At 45.2% G+C, this 23,876-nt stretch carries 22 protein-coding genes; 20 read left to right on the forward strand and 2 right to left on the reverse strand.

What is annotated here, in order from left to right:
• Positions 1–4: 4 nt before the first annotated feature.
• The 12 genes from nrfE (at position 5) to ABMY42_RS08555 (ending at position 12,248) form a co-directional block, all read left to right on the forward strand.
• Positions 5–1,912, forward strand: a complete 1,908-nt coding sequence (gene nrfE / locus ABMY42_RS08500) for a heme lyase NrfEFG subunit NrfE (RefSeq protein WP_272759676.1) — start codon at positions 5–7, stop codon at positions 1,910–1,912.
• Positions 1,890–2,423, forward strand: coding sequence for a DsbE family thiol:disulfide interchange protein (locus tag ABMY42_RS08505; protein WP_005445115.1), 534 nt, complete (start codon positions 1,890–1,892; stop codon positions 2,421–2,423). Before nrfE ends, ABMY42_RS08505 begins: the two co-directional genes overlap by 23 nt.
• Positions 2,410–2,820, forward strand: coding sequence for a heme lyase NrfEFG subunit NrfF (nrfF, locus tag ABMY42_RS08510; RefSeq protein WP_005445117.1), 411 nt, complete (start codon positions 2,410–2,412; stop codon positions 2,818–2,820). Before ABMY42_RS08505 ends, nrfF begins: the two co-directional genes overlap by 14 nt.
• Before the next feature lie 145 nt (positions 2,821–2,965).
• The gene (locus ABMY42_RS08515) at positions 2,966–3,142 is read left to right on the forward strand and encodes a hypothetical protein (protein ID WP_005445119.1); all 177 of its coding nucleotides are present in this window, start codon (positions 2,966–2,968) and stop codon (positions 3,140–3,142) included.
• A gap of 228 nt (positions 3,143–3,370) precedes the next feature.
• The gene (ribA, locus tag ABMY42_RS08520) at positions 3,371–4,018 is read left to right on the forward strand and encodes a GTP cyclohydrolase II (RefSeq protein ID WP_017189463.1); all 648 of its coding nucleotides are present in this window, start codon (positions 3,371–3,373) and stop codon (positions 4,016–4,018) included.
• Between the two features lie 175 nt (positions 4,019–4,193).
• Positions 4,194–5,456 (forward strand): imelysin family protein, encoded by a 1,263-nt coding sequence (locus tag ABMY42_RS08525; RefSeq protein ID WP_005445123.1) that lies wholly within the window; start codon positions 4,194–4,196, stop codon positions 5,454–5,456.
• A gap of 92 nt (positions 5,457–5,548) precedes the next feature.
• The gene (locus tag ABMY42_RS08530) at positions 5,549–6,931 is read left to right on the forward strand and encodes a di-heme oxidoredictase family protein (protein WP_349266199.1); all 1,383 of its coding nucleotides are present in this window, start codon (positions 5,549–5,551) and stop codon (positions 6,929–6,931) included.
• Between the two features lie 10 nt (positions 6,932–6,941).
• Positions 6,942–7,979 carry an imelysin family protein gene (locus ABMY42_RS08535; protein ID WP_172580802.1) on the forward strand — a complete coding sequence of 346 codons (1,038 nt, stop codon included), beginning with the start codon at positions 6,942–6,944 and terminating at the stop codon, positions 7,977–7,979.
• Positions 7,960–9,042, forward strand: a complete 1,083-nt coding sequence (locus ABMY42_RS08540) for a DUF1513 domain-containing protein (RefSeq protein WP_349266200.1) — start codon at positions 7,960–7,962, stop codon at positions 9,040–9,042. The genes ABMY42_RS08535 and ABMY42_RS08540 overlap by 20 nt, the downstream gene beginning before the upstream one ends.
• A gap of 104 nt (positions 9,043–9,146) precedes the next feature.
• Positions 9,147–10,739, forward strand: coding sequence for a L,D-transpeptidase family protein (locus ABMY42_RS08545; protein WP_349266201.1), 1,593 nt, complete (start codon positions 9,147–9,149; stop codon positions 10,737–10,739).
• A 173-nt stretch (positions 10,740–10,912) separates the two neighbouring features.
• Positions 10,913–11,461, forward strand: a complete 549-nt coding sequence (locus ABMY42_RS08550; RefSeq protein ID WP_005445130.1) for a DUF882 domain-containing protein — start codon at positions 10,913–10,915, stop codon at positions 11,459–11,461.
• 130 nt (positions 11,462–11,591) lie between these two features.
• Positions 11,592–12,248: an MBL fold metallo-hydrolase gene (locus ABMY42_RS08555; RefSeq protein ID WP_005445137.1), complete on the forward strand. Its 657-nt coding sequence runs from the start codon at positions 11,592–11,594 to the stop codon at positions 12,246–12,248.
• A gap of 11 nt (positions 12,249–12,259) precedes the next feature.
• Here ABMY42_RS08555 and ABMY42_RS08560 read toward each other — a convergent pair whose 3' ends face one another.
• Positions 12,260–12,928: a DUF2982 domain-containing protein gene (locus ABMY42_RS08560; protein WP_005445138.1), complete on the reverse strand. Its 669-nt coding sequence runs from the start codon at positions 12,926–12,928 to the stop codon at positions 12,260–12,262.
• A 270-nt stretch (positions 12,929–13,198) separates the two neighbouring features.
• Here ABMY42_RS08560 and ABMY42_RS08565 point away from each other — a divergent pair, with 270 nt between their 5' ends.
• The 6 genes from ABMY42_RS08565 to ABMY42_RS08590 all read left to right on the forward strand — a co-directional run bounded on the left by ABMY42_RS08565 (position 13,199) and on the right by ABMY42_RS08590 (position 19,230).
• Entirely contained in the window at positions 13,199–13,603 is a 405-nt protein-coding gene (locus ABMY42_RS08565) for a hypothetical protein (RefSeq protein WP_005445139.1), read from the forward strand.
• A 415-nt stretch (positions 13,604–14,018) separates the two neighbouring features.
• Entirely contained in the window at positions 14,019–15,113 is a 1,095-nt protein-coding gene (locus tag ABMY42_RS08570) for a TRAP transporter substrate-binding protein (RefSeq protein ID WP_005445140.1), read from the forward strand.
• 132 nt (positions 15,114–15,245) lie between these two features.
• Positions 15,246–15,785 (forward strand): TRAP transporter small permease subunit, encoded by a 540-nt coding sequence (locus ABMY42_RS08575; RefSeq protein WP_349266202.1) that lies wholly within the window; start codon positions 15,246–15,248, stop codon positions 15,783–15,785.
• 12 nt (positions 15,786–15,797) lie between these two features.
• A complete protein-coding gene (locus ABMY42_RS08580) occupies positions 15,798–17,084 on the forward strand; it encodes a TRAP transporter large permease subunit (protein ID WP_349266203.1) in 1,287 nt (428 codons plus the stop codon).
• 159 nt (positions 17,085–17,243) lie between these two features.
• Positions 17,244–18,599 carry a cache domain-containing protein gene (locus ABMY42_RS08585; RefSeq protein ID WP_005445145.1) on the forward strand — a complete coding sequence of 452 codons (1,356 nt, stop codon included), beginning with the start codon at positions 17,244–17,246 and terminating at the stop codon, positions 18,597–18,599.
• A complete protein-coding gene (locus ABMY42_RS08590) occupies positions 18,592–19,230 on the forward strand; it encodes a response regulator transcription factor (RefSeq protein ID WP_005445147.1) in 639 nt (212 codons plus the stop codon). Before ABMY42_RS08585 ends, ABMY42_RS08590 begins: the two co-directional genes overlap by 8 nt.
• Before the next feature lie 48 nt (positions 19,231–19,278).
• Here ABMY42_RS08590 and cosR read toward each other — a convergent pair whose 3' ends face one another.
• Positions 19,279–19,755, reverse strand: coding sequence for a MarR family transcriptional regulator CosR (gene cosR, locus ABMY42_RS08595; protein WP_005445149.1), 477 nt, complete (start codon positions 19,753–19,755; stop codon positions 19,279–19,281).
• Between the two features lie 396 nt (positions 19,756–20,151).
• Between cosR and ABMY42_RS08600 the strand changes: the two genes are divergently transcribed.
• Positions 20,152–21,723, forward strand: coding sequence for a BCCT family transporter (locus tag ABMY42_RS08600; protein WP_005445152.1), 1,572 nt, complete (start codon positions 20,152–20,154; stop codon positions 21,721–21,723).
• Positions 21,724–21,951: 228 nt separating this feature from the next.
• Complete coding sequence (locus ABMY42_RS08605) at positions 21,952–23,835, forward strand: methyl-accepting chemotaxis protein (RefSeq protein ID WP_005445153.1); 1,884 nt, start codon at positions 21,952–21,954, stop codon at positions 23,833–23,835.
• Positions 23,836–23,876: the final 41 nt, after the last annotated feature.

The following is a 23,876-nucleotide window of genomic DNA, read 5'->3' on the forward strand; positions in this document are numbered from 1 at the left end:
AAAAATGGAGGCTGAGCTGGGATTTTTCTTATTGATACTGGTCGGTGTCGCATCGACTTGTACGGCATTATTGCATTGGATGAGGCGCGCCATGAATAAGAAGGTGGTATTGCCCCATCAAATAGCGATGTCACACATCATCAGCTTAGCCTCTTTAGTTTGTTTAACCCTATTGATCATCAGTTTTATTCAGGACAACTTCGCCTTAGAGTACGTGGTCACTCATTCCAATAGCCAATTGCCCATGGCATTTAAAATTGCTGCCGCATGGGGAGGACACCAAGGCTCGATGTTGTTTTGGGTGGTCACGTTAAGTCTTTGGGGTTCCTACATAGCACGCAAGTTACCTATTAGTGGGCAATACACCGCTGATTGTTTAGGTATTATGAATATTCTGATTGCGGTGTTTGCGTGGTTTACACTCCTTACTTCTAATCCATTTGAATACGCGCAAGAGTTGGCTACACAAGGGCGGGATTTGAATCCGATGTTGCAAGACGTAGGGCTGATTATTCATCCACCTTTGCTGTATTTGGGCTACGTTGGTTATGCGGCAATTTTGGCATTTGCTCTAGCGGCGCTGTTAGGTCCGCGACCAATTCATGAATGGTATAACGCAGCACGTGGTCCAGTACTTTTTGCTTGGGGCACTCTCACGTTGGGTATCATCGTTGGGTCTTGGTGGGCTTATAACGAACTTGGATGGGGTGGCTGGTGGTTCTGGGACCCAGTAGAAAATGCGTCGTTGCTTCCTTGGCTAACTGGTAGTGCGTTACTTCATAGTGGGGTCATTGCGACGAGAAACAAGGGCGCAATTTGGAGCACTTATGCGTTAGCTTTTGCAACATTCAGCTTGAGTATTCTCGGCACATTTGTGGTGCGTTCTGGTGTGCTCACTTCGGTGCATGCATTTGCTGTAGATCCAACCAAAGGTCTTGTACTGCTTAGCGTGCTGTGTCTGCTAGTGATTGTGACTTTTGCCTTGCTTATCACCAAAGGCGAACATATCGCCCGTTTTCAACTTCACACATTAACCAGCCGAGCCTACACCGTTTATTTTGCAGTTGGATTGCTCGTTATGACGACAGCAATCGTCTTTCTCGGCACCTTTTACCCTATGCTTTATCAACTCTTGGGGTTGGGGAATATTTCAGTAGGAGCACCGTATTTTAACAGCCTTATCTTCCCTTTAAGCCTGCTAGCGCTCGTTGCTCTTGTGCTAATGCCCATCCTGAAATGGAGTAAAGGCATCAATCAGACGATGGCTTCCCAAACCGGAACTGCAGGCGCGATCTCGTTTGTTGTCGGGTTTGCTTTTATCTTTACTGTCGACGTTATTCATCTGACAAGCCTTATCACGCTAGTATTGTCAACGTGGGTCGGAGTGTCACATGCCTTAATGCTATTTAAAACAGAAAATAGACGTTTGCGGTTACCAATGGTGTTTGCGCATATTGGCTTTGCGGTAGCATGTTGCGGAGCTGTGTTTAATAGTGACTATTCATATGAATATAATCTGCGAGTAGAACCGGGTACTACGTCTCAAAGAGCTGATATTAGCATCGACTATCATGGGATAGAGTGGCGAGTAGGTCCAAACTACACTGCCGAGCAAGGAATGATCGAGCTACGTCTTGAGGACGGTAGCCGTCTCAACTTTACGCCAGAGAAACGCCATTACCCTGTGCGAGTGATGAATATGACCGAACCAGCGATTCGCTCGCGGTGGTATGGGGATTACTATGTGACGTTAGGTGATAAAGTCGATATTCATGCTTATGCGATTAAAGTGCAGTATCGGGCTGGGATCTGGTGGATCTGGATCGGCGGCATTCTAGCGGTGCTAGGTATGTGCACGACATTAATGACGAAAAGAAAAGAGGCATTCAATGCGACCGAGAAATACGCTTAAACTAGCAGGGTTAGTCGCGAGTGTGATTGCATTTGCTGTTGTAGCGACTATCGCGTTATCAGATAGACCGAATGTCGAATTGTCTCAGCAGCGCAATTTATCCATCCCTGAATTTACCGCCACGTCTTTACTTTCGGGTAATGACGTCACTCAGCAAGTTTTTAAAAAGGAACAGTATAAATTACTGAATGTTTGGGCATCTTGGTGCGGCATATGCAAGCGTGAACATGAAGAATTATTGCAACTTGCTGAGCTTGGTGTCGTTATTATTGGACTGAATTATCGAGACAACGATCAAGCCGCTCGTGAATATTTGAGCTCTAAACGAAATCCATACACAGAGGTGATCAGTGATCCAAATGGTAGGCTTGCAGTTGAGCTAGGGGTTATTGGAACACCAGAAACGTATTTGATTGATCAAAATGGCAGGGTGTTGATCAAATATCGAGGTGAGTTAACTTCGGATAAATGGAACGATATATTTTCAGGTTATTTGAATGTTTCGATTTAATTATCTATTTCTCATGCTAGTCACGTTTGCGTTATTTTCTTCTTCGCTAAAGAGTGAAGAAATTGTGCAGAATGTTGATCTGTTTGAGTTTCATTCTATTGAACTGCAACAACGTGCAACGAGATTAGCCAAGACATTACGCTGTCCGCAGTGTCAGAACCAAAACTTAGTTGAGTCAAACGCGCAGGCTGCAAAAGACCTGCGTTTGAAAGTGTATACCATGGTGAATGAAGGACATTCAGATCAAGAAGTGAAAGATTATTTGGTGACTCGTTATGGGAATATTGTTCTATATAAACCACCATTTAATTATTCTACTGCCATGCTGTGGATCCTTCCGGCGTTATTTTTGATCTTTTTTGTCCTATATTCGATCCGAATGATAAGGCGTGATTAATGTGACCGTTATTCCACTATTAAAAATAAATTGTGCACATAACAAACAGAATGTTATCATTTTCTCGAATTTATGAATGCTCCAGCGAATAGCAAACGATATAAATTGAGCTGGAGGAGTAATAAAGAATGAATAGGTGTACGCAGTGGATTCAGTTATAACGCAATTAAAAAAGGACTTTTATTCGCAGATTCGTGCATTGCAGTCACCGAAACTGCCTCAAGTCACTTCATCTCTCGCGGTGTTGACCGACGAGGAAATTCAAGAACTCGAAGCGGTCTGGATTGAGCTCGCCGTATGGAAGCGAAGCCAAACGCATTGAATGCCAGATTTTAATAACTCTTTCTAAACCCCAGGCAAATATGTCTGGGGTTTTTTTATTGTAGTTCGTCATAAATGTTATATTATAACAATTGTAAAGTCGGCTAGCGGGTGTTATTCCGATAGGATTTCCAAGCTTGTCACACATAAGAATAGGGCTCGTTGTGATCTCAACATTGAAAAATGCGGTATCAATCCCCATAGTTGAAGAGCAAATGAGAACAATCCCATGAATGCAATAACGAACATGCATCAAGCAATAAATCGAGTGAGTGTAGATATGGCGGAAGTACGTGCCAGAGTAGATTTTAAAGTCGGGGCTAACAGTAACATTGATGCCGAAATCCTGTCTTTTCGCGGTCTGAAGACGGATAAAGAGCATGTAGCAATTATCTTTAAGCAAGCAGACCAAACACAAGACATGCCTTTAGTGCGCATGCACTCTGAGTGTCTGACTGGTGATGTGTTCCACTCTTCACGCTGTGACTGTGGCGAGCAATTGGAAGAAACCATCAACCGAATGGGTGAGTCAGGTGGCATTATCTTATATCTTCGCCAAGAAGGTCGCGGGATCGGTTTGTACAACAAAATTGATGCGTACCGTTTACAAAGCCAGGGTATGAACACATATGAAGCCAACAACCACCTAGGCTTTGATGATGACTTGCGCGATTTCACCGAGGCGGCACAAATGCTTGAGGCGTTAGGGGTTGGAAAAATCCGTCTCGTAACTAATAACCCTAAAAAAATCCGTGAGTTATCGGAATACGGAATTGAAATTACAGAGGTTGTCAACACTTCAGCGCACATTAAAGATGGCAATGAAAATTATCTTAAAGCAAAGGTTTCGCACGGGAAACACCACCTAAAGGTTTAATCTTAAAGATAAATTTGACAATAATGACTGTTAAAGGCCTCATTTTTATGAGGCTTTTTTTGTATCTGGAGTTGCAAATAAATTGTAAATTTGTATTATCTCGGGACAAAAGTGCAAATAAGAATAATTAGCACTACCAATACGATAATTAAAATGCTCAACAAGGATGCTTCAGATGAATGCAAAAACAGTATTAGTCCAATCTATTGCTGCATCACTCCTCATTGCCAGTGGTTCTACGGTTGCTGCGACAGTAACTAAACAACAAGTGGTCGAACATTATGCTGACGTGGCACACGCCGTGTTCGCTGATTCTGTGACTACAGCGAAAACACTCGACGTAAAAATCGATGAGTTTCTTGAATCCCCATCAGCGAAAAAGCTTGAAGAAGTTAAACAAGCTTGGCTTGACGCTCGCGTACCATACCAACAGTCTGAAGTTTTCCGTTTTGGTAACGCAATCGTCGATGATTGGGAAGGTCAGCTTAACGCATGGCCGCTCGATGAAGGTCTGATTGACTATGTCGCTTCTGATTACCAATATGAGCTTGGTAACGAAGGTGCTGCAGCAAATATCATCGCAAACACAAGCCTACAAATTGGTGCGTCTAAGCTAGACGTTTCAAAAATTACACCAGAGTTGCTAGCGGATCTAAACGAAGTGGGTGGCTCTGAAGCAAACGTTGCTTCTGGTTACCACGCGATTGAATTCCTACTTTGGGGCCAAGATCTAAATGGCACAAATGCGGGTGCGGGTCAGCGTGCTTATACTGACTTTGTGGTTGGTTCTGAATGTACGAATGATCATTGTGACCGTCGTGGTGAGTACCTAAAAGCGGCTGCAGATCTGTTGGTTCAGGATCTTGAGTGGATGGAGAAGCAGTGGTCTTCGGAAGTAAAAGGTAATTACCGTGAAGAGCTTCTAAGCGAATCTGCGGATAATGGTCTTCGTAAGATGTTGTTCGGCATGGGCTCTCTGTCTCTAGGTGAACTAGCGGGCGAACGTATGAAAGTAGCGCTAGAGGCAAACTCTACTGAAGATGAGCACGATTGTTTCTCAGACAACACGCATAACTCTCATTACTACAATGAGCAAGGCATCTACAACGTTTACACAGGTACGTACAAAGGTGTTGACGGAAAAGAACTGTCTGGTCCAAGTATTGCGGATTTAGTCGCTCAAAAAGACAAACAAGCGGCAAAAGAGATCCAAAAGCAGTTTGATACAACACGTAGCCAAGTGGGCGAGCTGGTTACTTCTGCAGAGAAGAATAACCAACACTTTGACCAGTTGATCGCAGCTGGTAATACGCAAGGCAATGCGTTAGTCAATGACACGATTATGTCATTGGTAGCTCAAACAGGTGCGATTGAGCGAGCGGCGAACATCGTCGGTATCGACAGCTTAAGCCCTGATACTGCTGATCACGAGTTTTAATAAGAAAACCATAATAAATAAGGGCTCTTTGTGAGCCCTTTTGCCGTTTGAGCTCGTTGTTATCACACCTGTCGTATTAGTAGAGCAATGATATGAAGCCATACCTATATTCTGCGCTAGTCGCGCTCCTTTCTTCTTCTGCCATGGCTTATGATGTTAAGTCTGGTGGCAAAACCAGCGTCAAAAAAGACGGCGCTAACGCGTATTCTCTTCCTGCTGCCAACCTGCCGATGAGCAAACGGCTGGACTTTAGTGTCGGCAACAGTTTCTTCCGTAACCCTTGGGTACAAGCGCCTGCATCAACAGACGCTCGCGATGGACTGGGACCTTTGTTTAACACGAATGGTTGCCAAAACTGCCATATCAAAGATGGGCGTGGTCATCCGCCGGAAAAAGACGATTTGCATGCGGTCTCTATGCTAGTGCGCCTCAGTATTCCAGCAATGACTCCGGAGCAGAAAAAAGCGTACATCAAAGATGGCGGTATCCCTGAGCCAACTTACGGTGGGCAGCTACAAGATTTTGCACTGCAAGATCAAACGCCGGAAGGCAAAATCAATATCAGTTACACCGACGTGCCAGTTACTTTTAAAGATGGCACCAAGGTCGTACTCAGAAAGCCAGTGCTGCAAATTACGGATTTAGGTTATGGGGCGATGCACCCTGAGACAGAGTTCTCTGCGCGTGTTGCTCCGCCAATGATCGGTCTTGGTTTGCTGGAGAGCATTCCCGATAAAACGTTGCTGGCTTGGGCTGACGAGCAAGATACAAACAAAGATGGTATCTCTGGCAAAGTGAATAAAGTGTGGGACATCGAAAAAGACGATTTCTCAATTGGTCGATTTGGCTGGAAAGCAGGGCAACCGACGCTCATGCAACAAAACGCCGCTGCATTTAACGGCGATGTGGGTCTGACTAGTCATTTGTTCCCGAACGAAAACTGCACTTCTAAGCAGACGATTTGTGATGACATGCCTAATGGCGGCAAACCAGAGGTGAGTAAAAATATCCTCGATTTTGTTGAGTTCTACAGTCAACACCTCGCAGTACCGGCACGTCGAAATATCAATGATCCCGAGGTTCAGCTTGGTCAGCAGATTTTTGCGTCTTCTGGCTGCGAAAGTTGCCACAAGACGAGCGTAAAAACCGCTAAGCGACCGGAATTACCGGCTCTTTCTGAGCAACTTATTCACCCTTATACCGATATGCTTCTGCATGACATGGGTGACGGCTTGGCAGATAACCGTCCTGAGTACCTAGCGAATGGCCGTGAATGGCGAACCGCGCCGTTATGGGGGATTGGTTATACCGAAGAGGTGAATGGTCATACTTACTTCTTACATGATGGTCGTGCGCGTAACTTAATGGAAGCCGTATTGTGGCACGGCGGCGAGGCAGAAACGGCTAAGCAAAACGTTTTAGCGCTCAACAAGAAAGAACGCGACGCATTGATCGTATTCCTGAATTCTCTATAAGGAGCCAACCATGAAAAAAACTTTGTTAGTGAGTGCGATTGCCGCAACGTTAAGTTTGGCTGGCTGCCAATCGACAAACGGGTCAAGCTCTGTTGAGCCCGAGAGTACAAGCCATATTTCACAAAACGTATACGAGGTGGAGTTTAACGCGGTACAGGCGTTTGTAACTCAGACAACCAAGTTAGAGCAGAGCCTCACAGAATACTGTGCTTCACAAATGAAAGGTGACGCACAAATTAAGCAGCAATGGCATCAAACCATGTTGGTGTGGATGGCATTACAAGGGCAAGAGCGTGGACCTGCGACCGCATTAGAGCAGAGCTGGAATGTGCAATTTTGGCCAGATAAGAAGAACACGACTGGACGAAAAATGTCGGTCTTAACGAAGTCTGACCAAGTTTGGAGCGCAGAGGATATTTCGACTCAAAGCGTAACAGTACAAGGGTTGGGTGCGCTGGAATGGTTGCTTTACGACAAGGCGTCGAGTTTATCTACTAATAGCAATACGTGTGCTACCAGTGTTGCGATTGCAGAAAACCTTAATAACAAAGCAAACATCATTGCAGGTTCATGGGCACAAAACCCATGGAAGTCATTAGACATGACGGAGTGGGAGTCTGAGTACATTTCGTTGCTGTCTAATCAATTAGAATACAGCATGAAGAAGCTGAGCCGTCCATTGGCCAAAATAGGCAAACCGCGTCCTTATTTCTCAGAATCATGGCGTTCACAAACTTCATTGTCTAACTTGAAGGCTAACCTTGAAGCGTTACAGGCTCTCTATCTTGCTAACGGCTCTGGTTTAGATGCATTGCTTCGTGAGCAGGGGCATAGTGAATTAGCTGATCGTGTTGTTCATCAATTTGATATGGCATTGGATACGTGGCCTGAAGATAAAAGTTTGTTTGCCGCGCTGCAAACCAAAGACGGTTATCGAATGGTTCTCGCACAATACAACAAGCTTGAGCAACTGAAGTATCTGATCCACGAAGAGGTGGCTATCGAACTTGGTGTCGTTATAGGATTCAATGCAACCGATGGTGACTGATCAAACTCGCCGAACCTTGCTGAAAGCCGCTTTGTTTGGAGCGGCTGCCCCTGTTCTGCCGTTCGGTTGCACTTCAACAAACACACGCGAGCCTGCTTTGATTGGCTGCTCTATCATTGGACGCGGCAAATACGCTGCCGTAGTTGCCGATGAACATGGCATGCCGCTGTCTTCGCTGCCAATCCCTGAACGGGGTCATGGCGTGGCGACCAACCCGCAAGGTCATGCGGTTGTCTTTGGTCGTCGTCCCGGCACCTTTTTTATGGTGTTTGACTATCGTTCGGAGCAAATGGTCAAACTGGAGTTAGCAAAAGCGGACCGCCATTTCTATGGGCATGGTGTTTACTCCCATGATGGTCATTACTTATTTGCTACTGAGGGGGAAAGGGGAACAAGCCGAGGGATCATCGGAGTTTATGATGCGCAAAGGCAGTATCAAAAAATTGATGAATTGAGCGGATTTGGTCTCGGACCTCATGAAGTCATCATGATGCCTGACGGCGCTTTAGCCATTGGTGTTGGTGGCGTCCACACGAATGGACGCGAGCCGCTTAATCTAAATACCATGACGCCAAGTCTGAGCTATCTTTCGCAAGAAGGAGAATTGTTAGACCAAGTGTCTTTACCCGATCATAAGCTGAGTATTCGTCACCTTGCACATGATGGTGTTGAGACAGTGCTTTGCGGTCAGCAATATCGTGGTGAGCCGGATGAATACCCAGCTTTGATCGCCATGCATACGCGTGGTGGTGAAATGCAAGATTTGCAAGCTGAACCGGAGCAGTGGGCGCGTTTTAATCATTATGTGGCAAGCATTGCTGCGACAGAAGATTGGATATTAGCAACATCACCTCCGGGAAGTTGTTACGGTATTTGGTCGAAATCCACCGGGCAGTTGGTTGAATTGAATGCACTACCAGATGCTTCTGGTGTCGTCACTTACGGTGATGAGTTTCGCGTCAGCTCTGGCGCAGGGAGAGTGGTCGAACAAAGACCTACAGAGTCAAAGAATACTTTTGCTAGCGGCGTTCAATGGGATAACCACTGGGCGAGAATTGTCTAGAAAGATCATTAAGTAACATCTTATTGAGGATCTTGTTGGCATTTTCGTTTGCAGATTCTTAATTTTAAAGCGGCAACCCGTGAGATATTTGCCATACTTTTTTTATGGCACGTAACGAAGGGATCGTTTCAGTGATTGCTAGACTCATAATGATAACGGCACTTTTGGTGCCGTTTTGCAGCTTTTCAACCGTGGTTTCTCCCGATGCATCTGCACAAACAGTGCAAGAGGGCGCGGTTGATCAGTTGTCTGTGGAGAAGATGATCCACTATCCAGATGTCATCGATCAGCTCTACCAAAGCACCAACTACCGTCTCAACTGGGAAAATGAAACTGATGTTGATCAACTCATCTTTCAAATTGAGCTGGTGGCATTGGCGGATGTGACCTCTGAATTTGATGACCAACTGCGACGTATTGAACAAGTACGCGAACAAGGTGATGAGCTTGACTTTGATCTGGTGATGAGTGATTCACTCCTCATGTATTTGTCCTACCTTGAACAAGTTCCACAAGAAGGCATCAATTGGCTATTTGCAAATAAAGTTCACGTCAAACTGCCTGCGCCAAGTATCGAAACGCTGTCGTTGTTGAGTAATGAAATCACGGTAGGCAAACTTGACCAGTTTCTTGCCGAACTTCGCTCCCCCCTACAAATGGATGCATCATTTAATACCGCCTTTGCTTCATTATCGACTTACGCGCAGTTTGAGTTCCCTTTGTATCAGCAAGAGCAGAGATTGGCGAGAGTCGGAGACGAGCTATTTGATAAATCGAGCCTGATAGCGCGGATGCAAATCGTGGGCGTTGAAGTCGGTCATTTAGACACAGAGACCACACGTTATGATGAAAACCTAGAACTGGTGGTGATGGAGTTTCAACGTATTCATGGCTTGAAGCAAGACGGTATCATCGGCCCCAATACGATTCGCTGGATCAACTTCTCTCCTGAGCAACGATTGCACTCTCTAGCACTTAACGCAGAGCGCTCGCGGATTTGGGCAAAAGAGCGTGACAATGTGGTGTTTGTCAATGTCCCCGGTTACGAAGTGACCTACTGGCATCAAGGACAAGCACTGTTTGAATCCAAAGTAGTGGTGGGGAGAGCATCACGCAAGACCCCAATCATGACGGGCACGCTTGATTCCGTTATCTTAAACCCAACTTGGAATGTTCCTTGGAAGATCATGGTTAAGGACATCATCCCTAAGGTGAAGCGCAATCCCATGTATCTGATCGAGCATAATATCCAGATCATCCGATCATGGACCTCGCAAGAGATCATTGACCCAACCACAATTAACTGGGCAACGGTCAACCCAAGAAGCTTTCCTTACCGGATGAGACAGTCATCGGGTTCGCACAATGCTTTAGGGTTGTACAAGTTTAATATGCCGAACCCACAAGCAATCTATCTACACGATACTCCAAGCAAAAACTTGTTCGATCAAGATCGGAGAGCGTTCAGCTCAGGGTGTGTTCGCGTTGAGCATGCTGATCAACTTGCTGAGTTGCTCTTTAAAACGCAAGGTCTTGAAGAACGGTTAGCGAAAAAACGTCAAAGTGGACGTCGCTCCAACACCTCAGTGCCTTTGAGTGAGCGAATTCAAGTGCACATCATTTATCAAACCGCGTGGTTAGAAGAAGGCACGCTCTACTACCGTGATGATATTTATCAATACGACGACCAAGGGTAAAGGGCACACTTAATTTAAGAAAATTTACAATTAAGAAAATCTGTTTTTTGTTCAATAAGTAAGCAAAAAATCCAGCCTAAAAGCGACAAGCCGGGCCGGTTTATGCATTTGACGCGTTAAATAGGTTTCGGTAATGTCCGCTGCTCGTACAGTAATTGAGCAGTATATTTGTCATGGTAAGTCGTAATTTTTCCCGTCGTGATTTTCTTAAAATGACCGCTGGTGGTGTTGTGGTCGCCTCGGCGATGCCAAGTTTGTCTTGGGCTTCATTGCCTGATGAACCTCGTGTGCTTGCGATGAATAATCTCAATACTGGTGAGCTTTTGGAGTCATGCTACTTCAACGGTAGTACTTATGTGGACGAGGAACTTAAACGGCTTGATAAGTTTTGTCGTGACCATCGTCGCAACGAAATCCATCCAATGGACCGCCGCTTATTTGATCAAATCAGTCAGATCCAAGCACTGATAGGTACCGATGCAGAGGTAATTGTGATTTCAGGGTACCGTTCGCCTCTAACGAATGCATCGCTACGCAACAACTCTTCTGGCGTGGCAAAGAAAAGCATGCACATGGAAGGCAAAGCGATCGATTTTCGCTTAGATGGCGTCAAGCTTTCGACCGTGCGTGATGCCGCATTAAGTTTAAAAGCGGGTGGTGTTGGCTATTACCCACGCAGTAACTTTGTACATATCGATACCGGCGCAGTACGTTCTTGGTAATGCCTGCCTAAGACTTAATTTATTGACGTAGAAAGTCGTTAATTACCCATGGCTCAGCGCTTGAAGTCACTCAGGCTTAGTGTCATAGTTGCCGCAGTTTTCACGAAAATTTATTCGGTATAGGTTATCTATGGCTCTGAAGTACCAAGTTGTTCCCGTAACATCTTTCTCTCAAAACTGTTCTATTGTCTGGTGTGATGAAACCATGAAGGGCATTGTGGTTGACCCGGGTGGTGATGAAAAGCAACTGGCAATGCTGATCAAAGAGTTGGGTGTTGAGGTTGTAAACCTAGTTCTGACACACGGTCACTTAGACCATGTGGGCGGCACTGAACCATTATCTGCTCTTCTTGGTGGCACTGAAATTGTTGGGCCACACAAAGCGGATAACTTCTGGTTGCAAGGCTTGGAAGGTCAGAGTCAAATGTTTGGGTTCCCATTGACTGAAGCGTTTGAACCACATCAATGGCTAAATGAGGGCGATAAGGTCTCTTTTGGCAACCAAACTTTAGATGTTATTCATACGCCTGGACATACGCCTGGTCACGTTGTGCTTTACAGTGAAGAAGCTCGTCTTGCTTTCGTTGGTGATGTTTTGTTTAACGGCAGTGTAGGTCGTACAGATTTCCCTCAAGGGGACTTCAATACATTGATAAGTTCGATCAAAGAAAAGCTGTGGCCACTCGGCAACGATGTAACTTTCGTTCCTGGGCATGGCCCACAATCGACGTTTGGTCATGAACGCAAGACAAACCCATTCGTTGCAGACGAAATGCCTCTATATTAAGGCGCATTGAATTAAGCATCTGGCTCGGCGGCAGCTAAGTAACGTCGAGCCAATCCCACAAACTCTTCAGCTTCTCGGTCTAAGTCACTGGCTGAAATAAACACGTCATAGCCGTAAAACTGCCTCTGATACTTCATTCTATTCGCCAGCATGGCTTGCAGACCTTCGTAATGCATGCCTTCTTGATTAATGTATGGAGCGGGGTCTAACACCATATCTTCAAATTTTGTTTCGCAATTATTTTGTCTTGCGCCTAAGTAAAGCAAAGCTCGTTGCCCTAATAAAATTTCCGTTGCGATTCGAGGACAGATCGAGTTGAGATAAGGGGAATAGTGCTTCAAGCGAATACCAATCCAAGGTAAAGGCTGATGCCAACCTTCTTGCTCGTAGGTGCAAATACCGATTGAATCAATGTCTTTCCAACGTAGTACCCAGCCGCCTTTGAAAAGATGTTGCTGGAAATGAGAAGCGGTGAGCGTGAAAGAGACCTGGCTCTTTTTGATCATTACAATGGCAAAGCCAACGATGAGTGCCATCAAGATCACCGACAACATGGCTTGTTTCCATCCTGGAGCAATTAAAACCAGAAATAAGGTAATCGTGACAACCATAAACATGATCAATTTGTTGATGGGGGAGTCAGATTTGAAATGTGAGTTGCTGAGATGCCGCGTTTCCATGCTTTTAGCCTCATTGAACAATGGTGTTGAGACTCTTGTTTTTGATATTCATTTACTTGCTTATCAGAAACAAAGAACCTCTGTTTTTATACCCAGTATTCAATAAATCCGTTCACAATTTATCTGATTAAATAGTAGACGTTCTATGCAATGAGCGCATTTTTCATCGCGTTTCGCCGCTAAAACCTACAAATCGTTTGTGATTTTTGGTATAAAACGCGCTTCAAATTTTCATCCCTGCTGAGATGCAGTGAACTGGAGAAATATTCAATGAGACTTGCTCATAAGCGTAAAGTGCAGATGAAACTGCAAAAACGCATTAAAGCGACAGTAGCAAACGTAGTTGCAGCACCGAAGGCGGCTAAACCTGTTGTTGAGAAAGCAGCAGCACCTTCCGTTGCTAAAAAAGCTGTTGCTGAAAAAGCAGTAGCTGAGAAGAAAGTAGCTGCAGCAAAAACGGTTGAGGTTGCACTTACTCCTAAGCAGCAACAAGTACTAGATATCGTTGTAGCAAACGCAGAAGGTATCAACCCTAAAGGTATCGGTCTGGCTGCTGGTCAAGAAGACACTAAAGCGGCATCATGGGCTACTGGCGCACTGAAGAAGCTTCTTGAAGAAAACCTAGTTCAAAAAGAGCAGTTAGCAGGTAACAAAGTTATCTATAAAGCAGTTTAATTACCGCTGTAATTCTGTTTTTTGCATTAAATACCTCGGCATTGACCGGGGTATTTTTTTACCTTAAGAGCGGCTTTTTCACTTCTATAATTGAGCATTCTAACGATACAAACCCGTCATTTGTCACAATTTATTAAATACTATGTAAATTCTTTCGCAGTTAACCACGTACGTGGTTTCTATGCTTCTTTCTCCAAATGAAATAGATAACATTCTGATTTTACGACTTTGTTTCATGATGATTGCTTATCGCCTACGCAGAAATACGTAATACTAACGACTAAGCCTAGCTTATAGACACCGATTTGTTGCGTGTTCATGCCCATTTCTTACTTCCAAGTAATGTCCCATCTTCTATATCGAATCCTTATGTAATGGATGACAACAATAACCTTGGTGACAAAGGACGTGAACGATGAGTCTTATCCAAAAATCTTTGAAACGAGTACTCAAAGCGACAGCGATGGTAGCAACCATGGCATTTGTAGCGACTTCTGCTAACGCTGCTGACGATAAAGTGTATCGCTTGAAACTAGCGGAGACTTGGGGACCGAATTTCCCTATCTTCGGTGATGCAACAAAGAACATGGCGAAAATGGCAGAAGAAATGTCAAACGGACGCCTACAAATTCGTATTGATTCCGCAAACAAGCATAAAGCGCCGCTTGGCGTGTTTGATATGGTGAAATCTGGTCAGTACGACATGGGACATTCCGCTTCTTATTACTGGAAAGGCAAAGTACCAAACACCCTTTACTTCACCTCTATGCCTTTCGGTATGTTGCCAACAGAACAGTACGCATGGTTTTACTACGGTGGTGGTATGGAGTTGATGGAGAAGGTTTATTCTCCGCATAACTTGCTGTCTTTCCCTGGTGGTAACACCGATACCCAGATGGGCGGTTGGTTCCAGAAAGAAATCAAATCAGTAGATGATCTAAAAGGTCTAAAAATGCGTATCCCGGGTTTCGCTGGGGAAATTCTCGCAGAGCTGGGTGCAAAACCAACAAACATCGCACCGGGTGAGCTATACACTTCTCTTGAGCGACGCACGATTGATGCATTGGAGTGGGTAGGACCATCTCTGGATTTGCGTATGGGCTTCCACAAAATTGCTCCTTACTACTATACAGGTTGGCATGAGCCAGGTACCGAACTGCAGTTCCTAGTGAACAAACGTACTTGGGAACGCCTACCAGATGATCTAAAAGCGATCTTACAAGTAGCGATGAAAGCGGCGGCTTACGATATGTACACGCAGTCTAAACATGAAAGTGGTAAGAACTGGGCATCTATCCAATCAGAATACCCAGACGTACAAGTTAAAGACTTCCCACCTGAGGTGATTTCAGCGCTGCGAGAAGCGAACGAGCGTTTGCTAAAACAGCATGCTGAGAAAGACGCGCTAGCGAAAGAAATCCAAGAGTCACAAGCAAGCTACATCGAGCAAGTACGCCCTTGGTCCGACATTTCACACCGAGCTTACCTAAACAGCCAAGCTCAGCAATAACTTCGTATGGCAGGCTATTTCGAGTGATTTAGCCTGCCAATGAAGCCCAAGAAAACTTCTCTTAGAGAAGGTCATAACAAGTGCTCCGCGAACCAGCGGAGCCAATCTCCCCCACGTTCCATGGAGTTCGGAATGAGAAGCCTTATTTATATTGAGCGAATCTTTAACCGCTTCGGTGATTTTCTAGGCTGGTTATCCAGCATCTTATTTATTTTGTTGCTAGCGAACGTGATGTACGACGTTGTCATGCGCTACGTGTTCAATGACGTCTCGATCGCCTTTCAAGAAATGGAATGGCACCTTTTCTCTGCCGTGTTTTTACTTGGTGTGCCTTACGCAATTAAATCCGGCGGGCACGTGCGCGTCGATATTTTCTATGAGCGCTTGTCATACAAAGTGCAGTCCATAATCGACATTTTAGGCACTTTACTTTTTTTGTTTCCCTTTTGCCTATTGGTTGCTTGGTTTGGTGTCGACTTTGCCAAAGAGAGTTACGCGCTGGGCGAGACATCTGGAGATCCGGGTGGTTTGCCATACCGATGGATCATTAAAGGTATGATTCCACTTTCGTTTTTGTTTATGGCGGTAAGCGGAGTTGGTTTGCTGCTTCATTCCATCAACAAAATTGTTAACCCTCATCTTATCTATGCCGGTAACAACGGTAAGTCGTAAAAGGAATTCAGTATGATCGGTATAGTGATGTTTTTTGTGGCGTTATTTGCGCTACTGCTTGGTTTTCCTGTCGCCTTCACCTTTGGCGGCATCGCATTAATTTTTGGCGTATGGGCAGAAGGCATTGAGATGTTTGCTTTCATGCCTTATCGCATTCAATCCATCATGGAGAATACGGTACTGATGGCAGTACCTCTGTTTGTCTTCATGGGATTAGTGTTGCAAAAGACCCGATTGGCTGAGCAATTGCTTGAGTCGATGGGGCGTTTGTTTGGTGGTATTCGCGGTGGTATTGCCATTTCAACCGTGTTGGTGGGTGCCTTGCTTGCCGCATCAACGGGGGTAGTCGGTGCATCGGTAGTGGCAATGGGGTTGATCTCCTTGCCAGTGATGCTTAAGTACAATTACGACAAAGGATTGGCTTGTGGCACCATCTGTGCGTCGGGCACGTTAGGTCAAATCATTCCGCCTTCCATAGTTTTGATTCTTCTGGGGGATGTTCTCGGTGTACCAGTCGGGGATTTGTTCCAAGCCGCAGTGTGGCCGGGATTGGTGCTGGTGGGCGCGTATGTGATCTACATTTTGATTTACGCCAAACTGAATCCTGAAGCAGCCCAGCCTATCGAGCGTGATGAGTCTATCAGTCGTAAAGAAGAAGTGATTACTGCGTTGAAAGCCGTACTGCCACCGTTGGCGCTGATTATTGTTGTTCTCGGCTCTATCTTTGCGGGTATTGCTACCCCAACAGAGTCCGCAGCACTGGGTGGGGCTGGTGCAATTGTATTGTCGTTGCTTTACAAACAGTTTAGTTGGTCGATGGTGTATGAAGCTTCGAAAGAGACCGTAAAAGTGACCGCGATGGTCTTTGCGATTTTGCTCGGGGCAACGGCATTCTCAATGGCGTTTACGTACACTGGGGGGGATTATCTTGTTGAAGAGTGGATGTTGGAACTTCCGGGTGAAAAATGGGGCTTCTTGATCATTACCATGTTAGTCATCCTTATCCTTGGATTCTTCATCGACTTCGTAGAAATCTGTTTCATCATCGTGCCAATCATTGCACCTGTTGCCGAGTTGATGGGTATCAACATGACTTGGTTTGCGATTTTGATTGCGATGAACCTGCAGACCTCATTCCTAACACCGCCTTTTGGTTTTAGTTTGTTCTACCTAAAAGGTGTGGCTCCGGCAGGCGTGACCACTCGGGATATCTACCGCGGTGTGATGCCATTCATTGCGATTCAGATTGTGGTACTTTCTTCATTGTTATTTTTCCCAGGATTCTATGGCATGTCCTAATGCAAGTAAGAAGCAAGGAATTGTGATGTGAAAATTTTCACCTTTTGAGACAAGTTGTTAAGCTGATTAACTATCAGGGGCTGTTGATGTTTCGAACCGATTTTAATCGCGAAAGGTCAACAGCCCCAAGCCAAATCAGCGTTTCATTGGAGGGAAAGGATGCCTCTCAAAGCCAAGTTAATCTTGTTGGCACTGATCCCTGTGGTTTTGGTGTCAGCCAGTATCAGTTGGATTTCCATTTACCAAGCGAAAACCTTGGGGCAGCGTGAGGTGGAAATCTTTCATCAGAACTTAATTCAATCCAAAGAAGCGGCACTAAAAGATACCGTAGATCTCGCCTTTGATGCCATTTCTCATATCTATAACGATCCTATGCTTGAAGAGGCTGACGCGAAAGCGCGCGTAAAAGCGATCCTAAACCGCTTACGTTACGGTTCAGACGGGTATTTCTTTGCCTACGATAAGCACGGTACGAACCTTGTTCATCCCATTCTCCCGGACTTAGTCGGACAAAATTTACTGCATATTCAAGATGAAAATGGCGATCACCTGATTGAGGCTCTGCTTTATCAAGCGCAGCTTGGAGGCGGGTTCCATCAATATCTATGGCAAAAGCCCTCTACGGGGGAGGTGGTACCAAAGCTGAGCTATGCGGCATGGCTTGATAAATGGGATTGGATGATTGGCACTGGGTTGTATATTGAAGATGTGAGCCGTGAAGTCGCCAATATGCGTGCGGCAATCAATCAAAATATCGAGACTACCTTTTTCACCGTGGTGATTATTCTGGTGGTTACGGTGGCGGTGATCATCGTATTGACACTTGCCATCAATTTACACGAGCATCGTTTAGCGGATAAGAACCTAAAAGAGCTTGCCCACAAAACGGTGATGTTCCAAGAAGATGAGAAAAAACATCTGGCGAGAGAGCTCCATGATGGCATCAATCAATTGCTGGTTTCGAGCAAATGTCACCTCGATTTGATGGCGCATCGTATTGAAGATGAAAAGCTCAAAGCTCACCTAGATAAATCTCAACGCTCGTTGATCACTGCGATTAATGAAGTACGCCATATTTCTCACCAACTGAGACCAAGTGCCTTGGATGATATTGGCTTAGAAGCCGCGCTTTCTACACTATTGCAAGATTTTCATTCGCACTCTGGTATGGACATCGATAGCCACTTTGATACCGAGCAAGTGAAGTTGAAATCTGAAGTGGCTACAACCTTGTATCGTGTGGCTCAGGAATCTTTAAACAACATTGAGAAGCACGCCAAAGCAAAAAAGGTCACAGTAATTTTGCAAAAAATGGGCAATATGCTGCAATTACTGATACGAGACGACGGTACGGGTTTTATGGTCAACCCTTCAGTGCACCGACAGGGAATTGGATTGCGGAACATGCGTGAGCGTGTTGAGTTTATCGGAGGCGAGTTTGAACTCATGAGCGAGCCCGGTTTGGGGACGGAAATCACCGTATTGTTAGATTTGGATGGATTAGTTTATGGATAAACCAATTAGCGTGGTGATAGTTGATGATCATCAGGTGGTGCTTGATGGTTTTATGGCGCGTTTGGAACTGGAACCTGATATTGATGTGATTGGTACGGCGAGTAATGGGCTTGAGGCAATTGAAGTATCAAAGCTTCTCAATCCAGATGTCATCTTGATGGATATCAGTATGCCAATCATGAATGGCATTGAAGCTACTGGCGTAATTAAGGAAGAGCGTCCAGAGAGCAAAATTTTAATGCTCACTATGCACGACAACCGTGAATACATCATGAAGGTGATGCAAGCTGGTGCGGTAGGTTACATGCTGAAAGAAATTTCAGCAGAGAAAATGGTGCAAGCAATAAAAACGGTGAACCAAGGATCGACTTACTTTTGCGAATCCGTTACCCAGACCTTATTTACGCAGGATGTCGTCCCGGCAGCGCAAAAGCCGAACCCACTTAGCCGCAGGGAAGAAGCGGTACTTAAGTTAGTGGCGCAAGGAAACAGCAGCAAAAAGATTGCGACGCTGTTGGACATTAGCTATCGAACGGTAGAAACGCACCGTCATAACATCAAACACAAACTGGATTTGCACTCGACGGCTGAGTTGGCGAAATACGCTTTTGAAACAGGATTGATAGAGTAGGCAGGGGCGCCCTCATGCTTTCATACATCAGAGCGCTCGAAGGGATACTTATTCAGGCTTGGTAATACTGCCAAGTTCAAGCATAGGGGCAACATCAATATCTTCTGCATTCATCATGGTCGAGATGCGCTGCACAGAAGACAAAAGCAAGCTCTGTTCCCACTCTTCCAGCTTTTGGAAGCGGCTAATAAAATGCTCTTGCAATGGCGTCGGGGCCTGTTTTAAGGCTTCTTGTCCCTTCTCGGTCAATACCGCGTGAACTTTACGCTTGTCTTCGACACTGCGGCGGCGCTCAACAAGTTGGTTGCGCTCTAAGCGGTCAAGGATAGTGGTCGCCGTTGCCTGACTCATGTTGGTATGGCTAGACAATTGTTTGATAGTGACGTTATTTAATTCACTAATGGCACGCATCAGGATCAGCTGAGGAGCCGTCAAACCAGACTCTTTGCTTAACTTCTTAGAATGTAAATCAATAGCGCGGATGATCTGACGAATCGAGACCAAAACTTCTTCGTACTTTTCCAATTTCGTAATCCAGTCATTAAGGGATCATGTAACGAGGCGACACTAACTCAAATGCGCTGTTATTTAAAGGGCTTCGTTAGGGATCGCGACACCAATTTTCAATAATTTGCCTTGGCTCTCCTTATTGTTTTTAAGGTCATTGAGCGAGGAAAAAAGCAACGACTAGAATTATTATAGTAAGAAATGTTTGTGGTCTAAGTATTACTGTGGTTGTTTCCGCTTTTTTAGCTACACTTTTCTGATTGAAATGTAAGTTATTGGATTTTTTATCAGCAAAAGATAGACAAAAACGCCTCAAATGGTAGGATCTTCCACTTTCATGGAAAATAAAATGTATCGTGTTCAAATGATTTTTAATGCCTTGTTAAGAAGATTGAACATAAAAAGAGAGGAATAATGACAAAAGGTATAGATAAGTACAGTATCGACAGTACCGACTATACGGTTGGTCAAGACAACGTCCAGAAATGGGGTTTTGACGTACATAATCCTGTTTTTGGTATCAGTGCTGGTTTCATTGCACTGTTTCTTATTGCTGCACTTGTGCTGGACGCACACACCGCTAAGACCGCACTCGACGGCATTAAGTGGAAAATCATCGGTTCTTTTGACTGGCTGTTTATTATCTCTGGTAACATCTTCGTTATCTTCTGTTTAGCTCTCATCGTTTCACCAATGGGTAAGATTCGCCTTGGTGGTAAAGATGCTGTCGCTGATTACTCATTCATGTCCTGGCTGGCAATGTTGTTTGCTGCTGGTATGGGTATCGGTTTGATGTTCTGGAGTGTGGCAGAGCCAGTAGCGTACTTCACTGGTTGGTATGAAACCCCGTTGGGTGTAGAAGCAAACACACCAGAAGCCGCGAAGCTAGCACTAGGTGCGACTATGTTCCACTGGGGTCTACACCCATGGGCGATTTACGGTGTCGTGGCACTATCTCTTGCTTTCTTTACTTACAACAAAGGTCTGCCGCTTTCAATGCGCTCGATTTTCTACCCGTTATTGGGCGATCGCGCATGGGGCTGGGCAGGTCACATCGTGGATATTCTAGCGGTATTGGCAACCTTGTTTGGTCTGGCGACTTCTCTAGGTCTAGGTGCACAACAAGCGGCAAGTGGTATTCACCATGTCTTTGGCGTTGAACCAGGACTAGGACTGCAAATTGTCGTTATCACTGTTGTTACGCTATTGGCGGTTGTTTCTGTTGTTCGTGGTATTGATGGCGGGGTAAAAGTCATCAGTAACATCAACATGGTGATTGCTTTCTTATTGCTTATCCTTGTTGGTTTGATCGGCTGGGCGGTAACACTAGGCTCTGTGCCAACCACATTGATGGCTTATGTTGAGAATATTATTCCACTGAGTAATCCGTTTGATCGTACTGATGAAGCTTGGTTCCAAGGTTGGACAGTATTCTACTGGGCTTGGTGGATCTCATGGTCACCATTTGTAGGTATGTTTATCGCTCGAGTTTCACGCGGTCGTACCGTTCGTGAATTCATCACTGCGGTTCTAATTGTACCGACAGCAGTTACCTTGATCTGGATGTCGACATTCGGTGGTCTTGCTATCGACCAAGTGATCAATAATGTGGGCGAGCTAGGTGCAAATGGTTTGACTGATGTTTCCCTTGCGATGTTCCAAATGTTCGATGTATTGCCATTCGGTAACATGCTATCCATCATTGCAGTCGTACTAGTATTGGTATTCTTTATTACTTCTTCAGACTCAGGCTCATTGGTTATCGACAGCATCACCGCTGGTGGTAAAGTCGACGCACCAGTGTTACAGCGTGTATTCTGGGCATTCATGGAAGGTGCGATTGCGGTTGCATTACTGTGGATCGGTGGCTCTGAAGCTGTTCAAGCGCTGCAAGCGGGTGCAATTTCTACTGCACTGCCATTTACCGTCGTTTTATTGGCGATGTGTGTCAGCCTGCTTATGGGTATGAGAACCGAACGTCAATAATTGATAAGATTTATAAATATTACTTAAATATTAGTAAGTTAAAAAAGCCAGCGTTTTGCTGGCTTTTTTTGTGTGATTTTTCTGACGGTAGACAAAATAATGACGAAATAAGTCATTAATTTACAATGAGTTAATGTTTTATTTTTATTAGTAAAATCTCGTGATTAGTGATTAAAAAATGTGTAATATTCACCCACCTTAACTGTTCTCCCAACCTCTATAATAATTATGAAATTATCATTAAAACAAAAGCTAATTGGCGCAAGCCTCTCTGCTGTTGTTGTGATGGCAACAGCACTGACTTGGTTGTCGGCTGGTCAACTTCTTGATCAGACGCGTTCAGGTGTCTATTCACGAGCACAAAGCCTAAGTAACGCCGCTTCAGAAGGTATTTCTGACTGGGTGGCAATTCGTAAAGATATTGCGACGGCTTTCAACGACTACTCAACTGAGCAAGACGTTGTGCCTTTCCTACAACAAGCACGTAAAGCTGGTGGCTTTGACGATATCTTCTTAGGTACACCAGAAGGTGGTATGTATCGTTCTCATCCCGAGCGTAACCGTGCTGATTACGATCCTCGCACGCGTCCTTGGTACAAAGACGCAAACGCAGCAGGCAAGCAAATCATCACAGAAGCTTACCAAGACGCTATCACTAACGCGCTATTGGTGACAATTGCTGAGCCAGTAATGAAAAACGGTAAGTTCATTGGTGTTGTCGGTGCAGATGTATTGATTGACCAGTTGATCAATGACGTCATCAGCCTAGACGCAGGTGACAATGCTCATGCAATGCTGATCGATATGAACGATGGCACTTTCCTTGCTCATCCAAATAAGAGCCTAACGCTTAAGCCAATCACCGACCTTTCTAAAGAATTTTCTAAAGATTCTATTGAGCGCGCAGCCAACTCTGGTGCGATTGAAAGTGCAACAATCAAAGGCAAAGAGAAGCTTTACTACTTCAGCAAAGTGCCTGGCACACATTGGATGTTTGCGATTGAAATGGATCGTGCAACAGAAGAGGCAAGCCACGCTCAATTGCTACGAGAAATGCTGATCACCGCTGTGTTGATCACTATCGTCGTGATTGTTGCTGTTTCATGGCTAGTAGGTTTCTTGTTCCGCGATTTGGGTCGTGTTTCACAAGCATTGGAAGAAATTGCTTCTGGTGAAGGTGACTTGACGCAACGTCTAGAACCGCGCAGTGATGACGAAGTCGGCAAGCTGGCTGATAACTTCAACCGTTTTGTCGGCAATATGCACACGATGGTGACGAAACTAAGTCACGTATCGTCCGCACTGTCTGAGCAAGCTCGTACAACGGCACAGCAAGCCGAAGAACGTAGCCAGCGTATTTCTTACCAGCAAGACGAAATCAACATGGTGGCGACTGCGGTTAACGAAATGGCGGCAGCAACACAAGAGATTGCTGGTAACGCGGACAACACAGCATCAAGCTCGGAAGAAGCGGTACAAGCATGTGTGCATGGCTCTGGTCAAGTAACGCAAACGCAAGGTTCGATCCAAAACCTAGCGCAAGAAGTTCAAGTCGCGACCAACGTGATTCAAGAGCTAGAAGCGCACGGTAACGCGATTAATACGATTCTTTCGACTATTCAAGGTATTGCCGAACAAACCAACTTACTGGCACTGAATGCGGCGATTGAAGCAGCGCGTGCTGGTGAACAAGGTCGCGGTTTTGCGGTGGTTGCGGATGAAGTTCGTGTGTTGAGCCAACGTACTCACGCTTCAACGCAAGAGATTCAAGAAACCATCGAAATGCTGCAAGGTACTACGGCGAAAGCGGTGGGTATTATGGATGACAGTCGTCGTCTAGCAGATACTAGCGTGGATGATGCGAACTCTGCGGCAGTTAGCCTGACGCAAATTCACTCTGCGGTAGAGCGAATCAGTGATATGGCAACTCAAATTGCTTCAGCAGCAGAAGAGCAGGCGTCAGTAACCACTGAGATTACTCGTAATACAGAGGGCATTCGTGACGTATCGAATGAGCTTTCTGTGGAAGCGCACCAGGCGGCTGAGCAAGCAGCGCACCTGTCTGAGCTTTCTCACGAGCTAGAACAAGAGATCAGACGCTTTAAGCTGTAAGCTTTTGTTGTTTTGAATAAAAAGGAGCCATATGGCTCCTT

The organism is Vibrio sp. SSH13-20, from assembly GCF_040104475.1.
Taxonomy (GTDB): Bacteria; Pseudomonadota; Gammaproteobacteria; order Enterobacterales; family Vibrionaceae; genus Vibrio; species Vibrio harveyi.

What these genes read in the sequence shown, in the direction of transcription:
- nrfE (WP_272759676.1), top strand. Translation starts at nt 5, where the DNA reads ATGGAGGCTGAGCTGGGATTTTTCTTATTGATACTGGTCGGTGTCGCA.
- ABMY42_RS08505 (WP_005445115.1), top strand. Translation starts at nt 1,890, where the DNA reads ATGCGACCGAGAAATACGCTTAAACTAGCAGGGTTAGTCGCGAGTGTG.
- nrfF (WP_005445117.1), top strand. Translation starts at nt 2,410, where the DNA reads ATGTTTCGATTTAATTATCTATTTCTCATGCTAGTCACGTTTGCGTTA.
- ribA (WP_017189463.1), top strand. Translation starts at nt 3,371, where the DNA reads ATGAATGCAATAACGAACATGCATCAAGCAATAAATCGAGTGAGTGTA.
- ABMY42_RS08525 (WP_005445123.1), top strand. Translation starts at nt 4,194, where the DNA reads ATGAATGCAAAAACAGTATTAGTCCAATCTATTGCTGCATCACTCCTC.
- ABMY42_RS08530 (WP_349266199.1), top strand. Translation starts at nt 5,549, where the DNA reads ATGAAGCCATACCTATATTCTGCGCTAGTCGCGCTCCTTTCTTCTTCT.
- ABMY42_RS08535 (WP_172580802.1), top strand. Translation starts at nt 6,942, where the DNA reads ATGAAAAAAACTTTGTTAGTGAGTGCGATTGCCGCAACGTTAAGTTTG.
- ABMY42_RS08540 (WP_349266200.1), top strand. Translation starts at nt 7,960, where the DNA reads ATGCAACCGATGGTGACTGATCAAACTCGCCGAACCTTGCTGAAAGCC.
- ABMY42_RS08545 (WP_349266201.1), top strand. Translation starts at nt 9,147, where the DNA reads ATGGCACGTAACGAAGGGATCGTTTCAGTGATTGCTAGACTCATAATG.
- ABMY42_RS08550 (WP_005445130.1), top strand. Translation starts at nt 10,913, where the DNA reads ATGGTAAGTCGTAATTTTTCCCGTCGTGATTTTCTTAAAATGACCGCT.
- ABMY42_RS08555 (WP_005445137.1), top strand. Translation starts at nt 11,592, where the DNA reads ATGGCTCTGAAGTACCAAGTTGTTCCCGTAACATCTTTCTCTCAAAAC.
- ABMY42_RS08560 (WP_005445138.1), bottom strand. Translation starts at nt 12,928, where the DNA reads ATGGAAACGCGGCATCTCAGCAACTCACATTTCAAATCTGACTCCCCC.
- ABMY42_RS08565 (WP_005445139.1), top strand. Translation starts at nt 13,199, where the DNA reads ATGAGACTTGCTCATAAGCGTAAAGTGCAGATGAAACTGCAAAAACGC.
- ABMY42_RS08570 (WP_005445140.1), top strand. Translation starts at nt 14,019, where the DNA reads ATGAGTCTTATCCAAAAATCTTTGAAACGAGTACTCAAAGCGACAGCG.
- ABMY42_RS08575 (WP_349266202.1), top strand. Translation starts at nt 15,246, where the DNA reads ATGAGAAGCCTTATTTATATTGAGCGAATCTTTAACCGCTTCGGTGAT.
- ABMY42_RS08580 (WP_349266203.1), top strand. Translation starts at nt 15,798, where the DNA reads ATGATCGGTATAGTGATGTTTTTTGTGGCGTTATTTGCGCTACTGCTT.
- ABMY42_RS08585 (WP_005445145.1), top strand. Translation starts at nt 17,244, where the DNA reads ATGCCTCTCAAAGCCAAGTTAATCTTGTTGGCACTGATCCCTGTGGTT.
- ABMY42_RS08590 (WP_005445147.1), top strand. Translation starts at nt 18,592, where the DNA reads ATGGATAAACCAATTAGCGTGGTGATAGTTGATGATCATCAGGTGGTG.
- ABMY42_RS08600 (WP_005445152.1), top strand. Translation starts at nt 20,152, where the DNA reads ATGACAAAAGGTATAGATAAGTACAGTATCGACAGTACCGACTATACG.
- ABMY42_RS08605 (WP_005445153.1), top strand. Translation starts at nt 21,952, where the DNA reads ATGAAATTATCATTAAAACAAAAGCTAATTGGCGCAAGCCTCTCTGCT.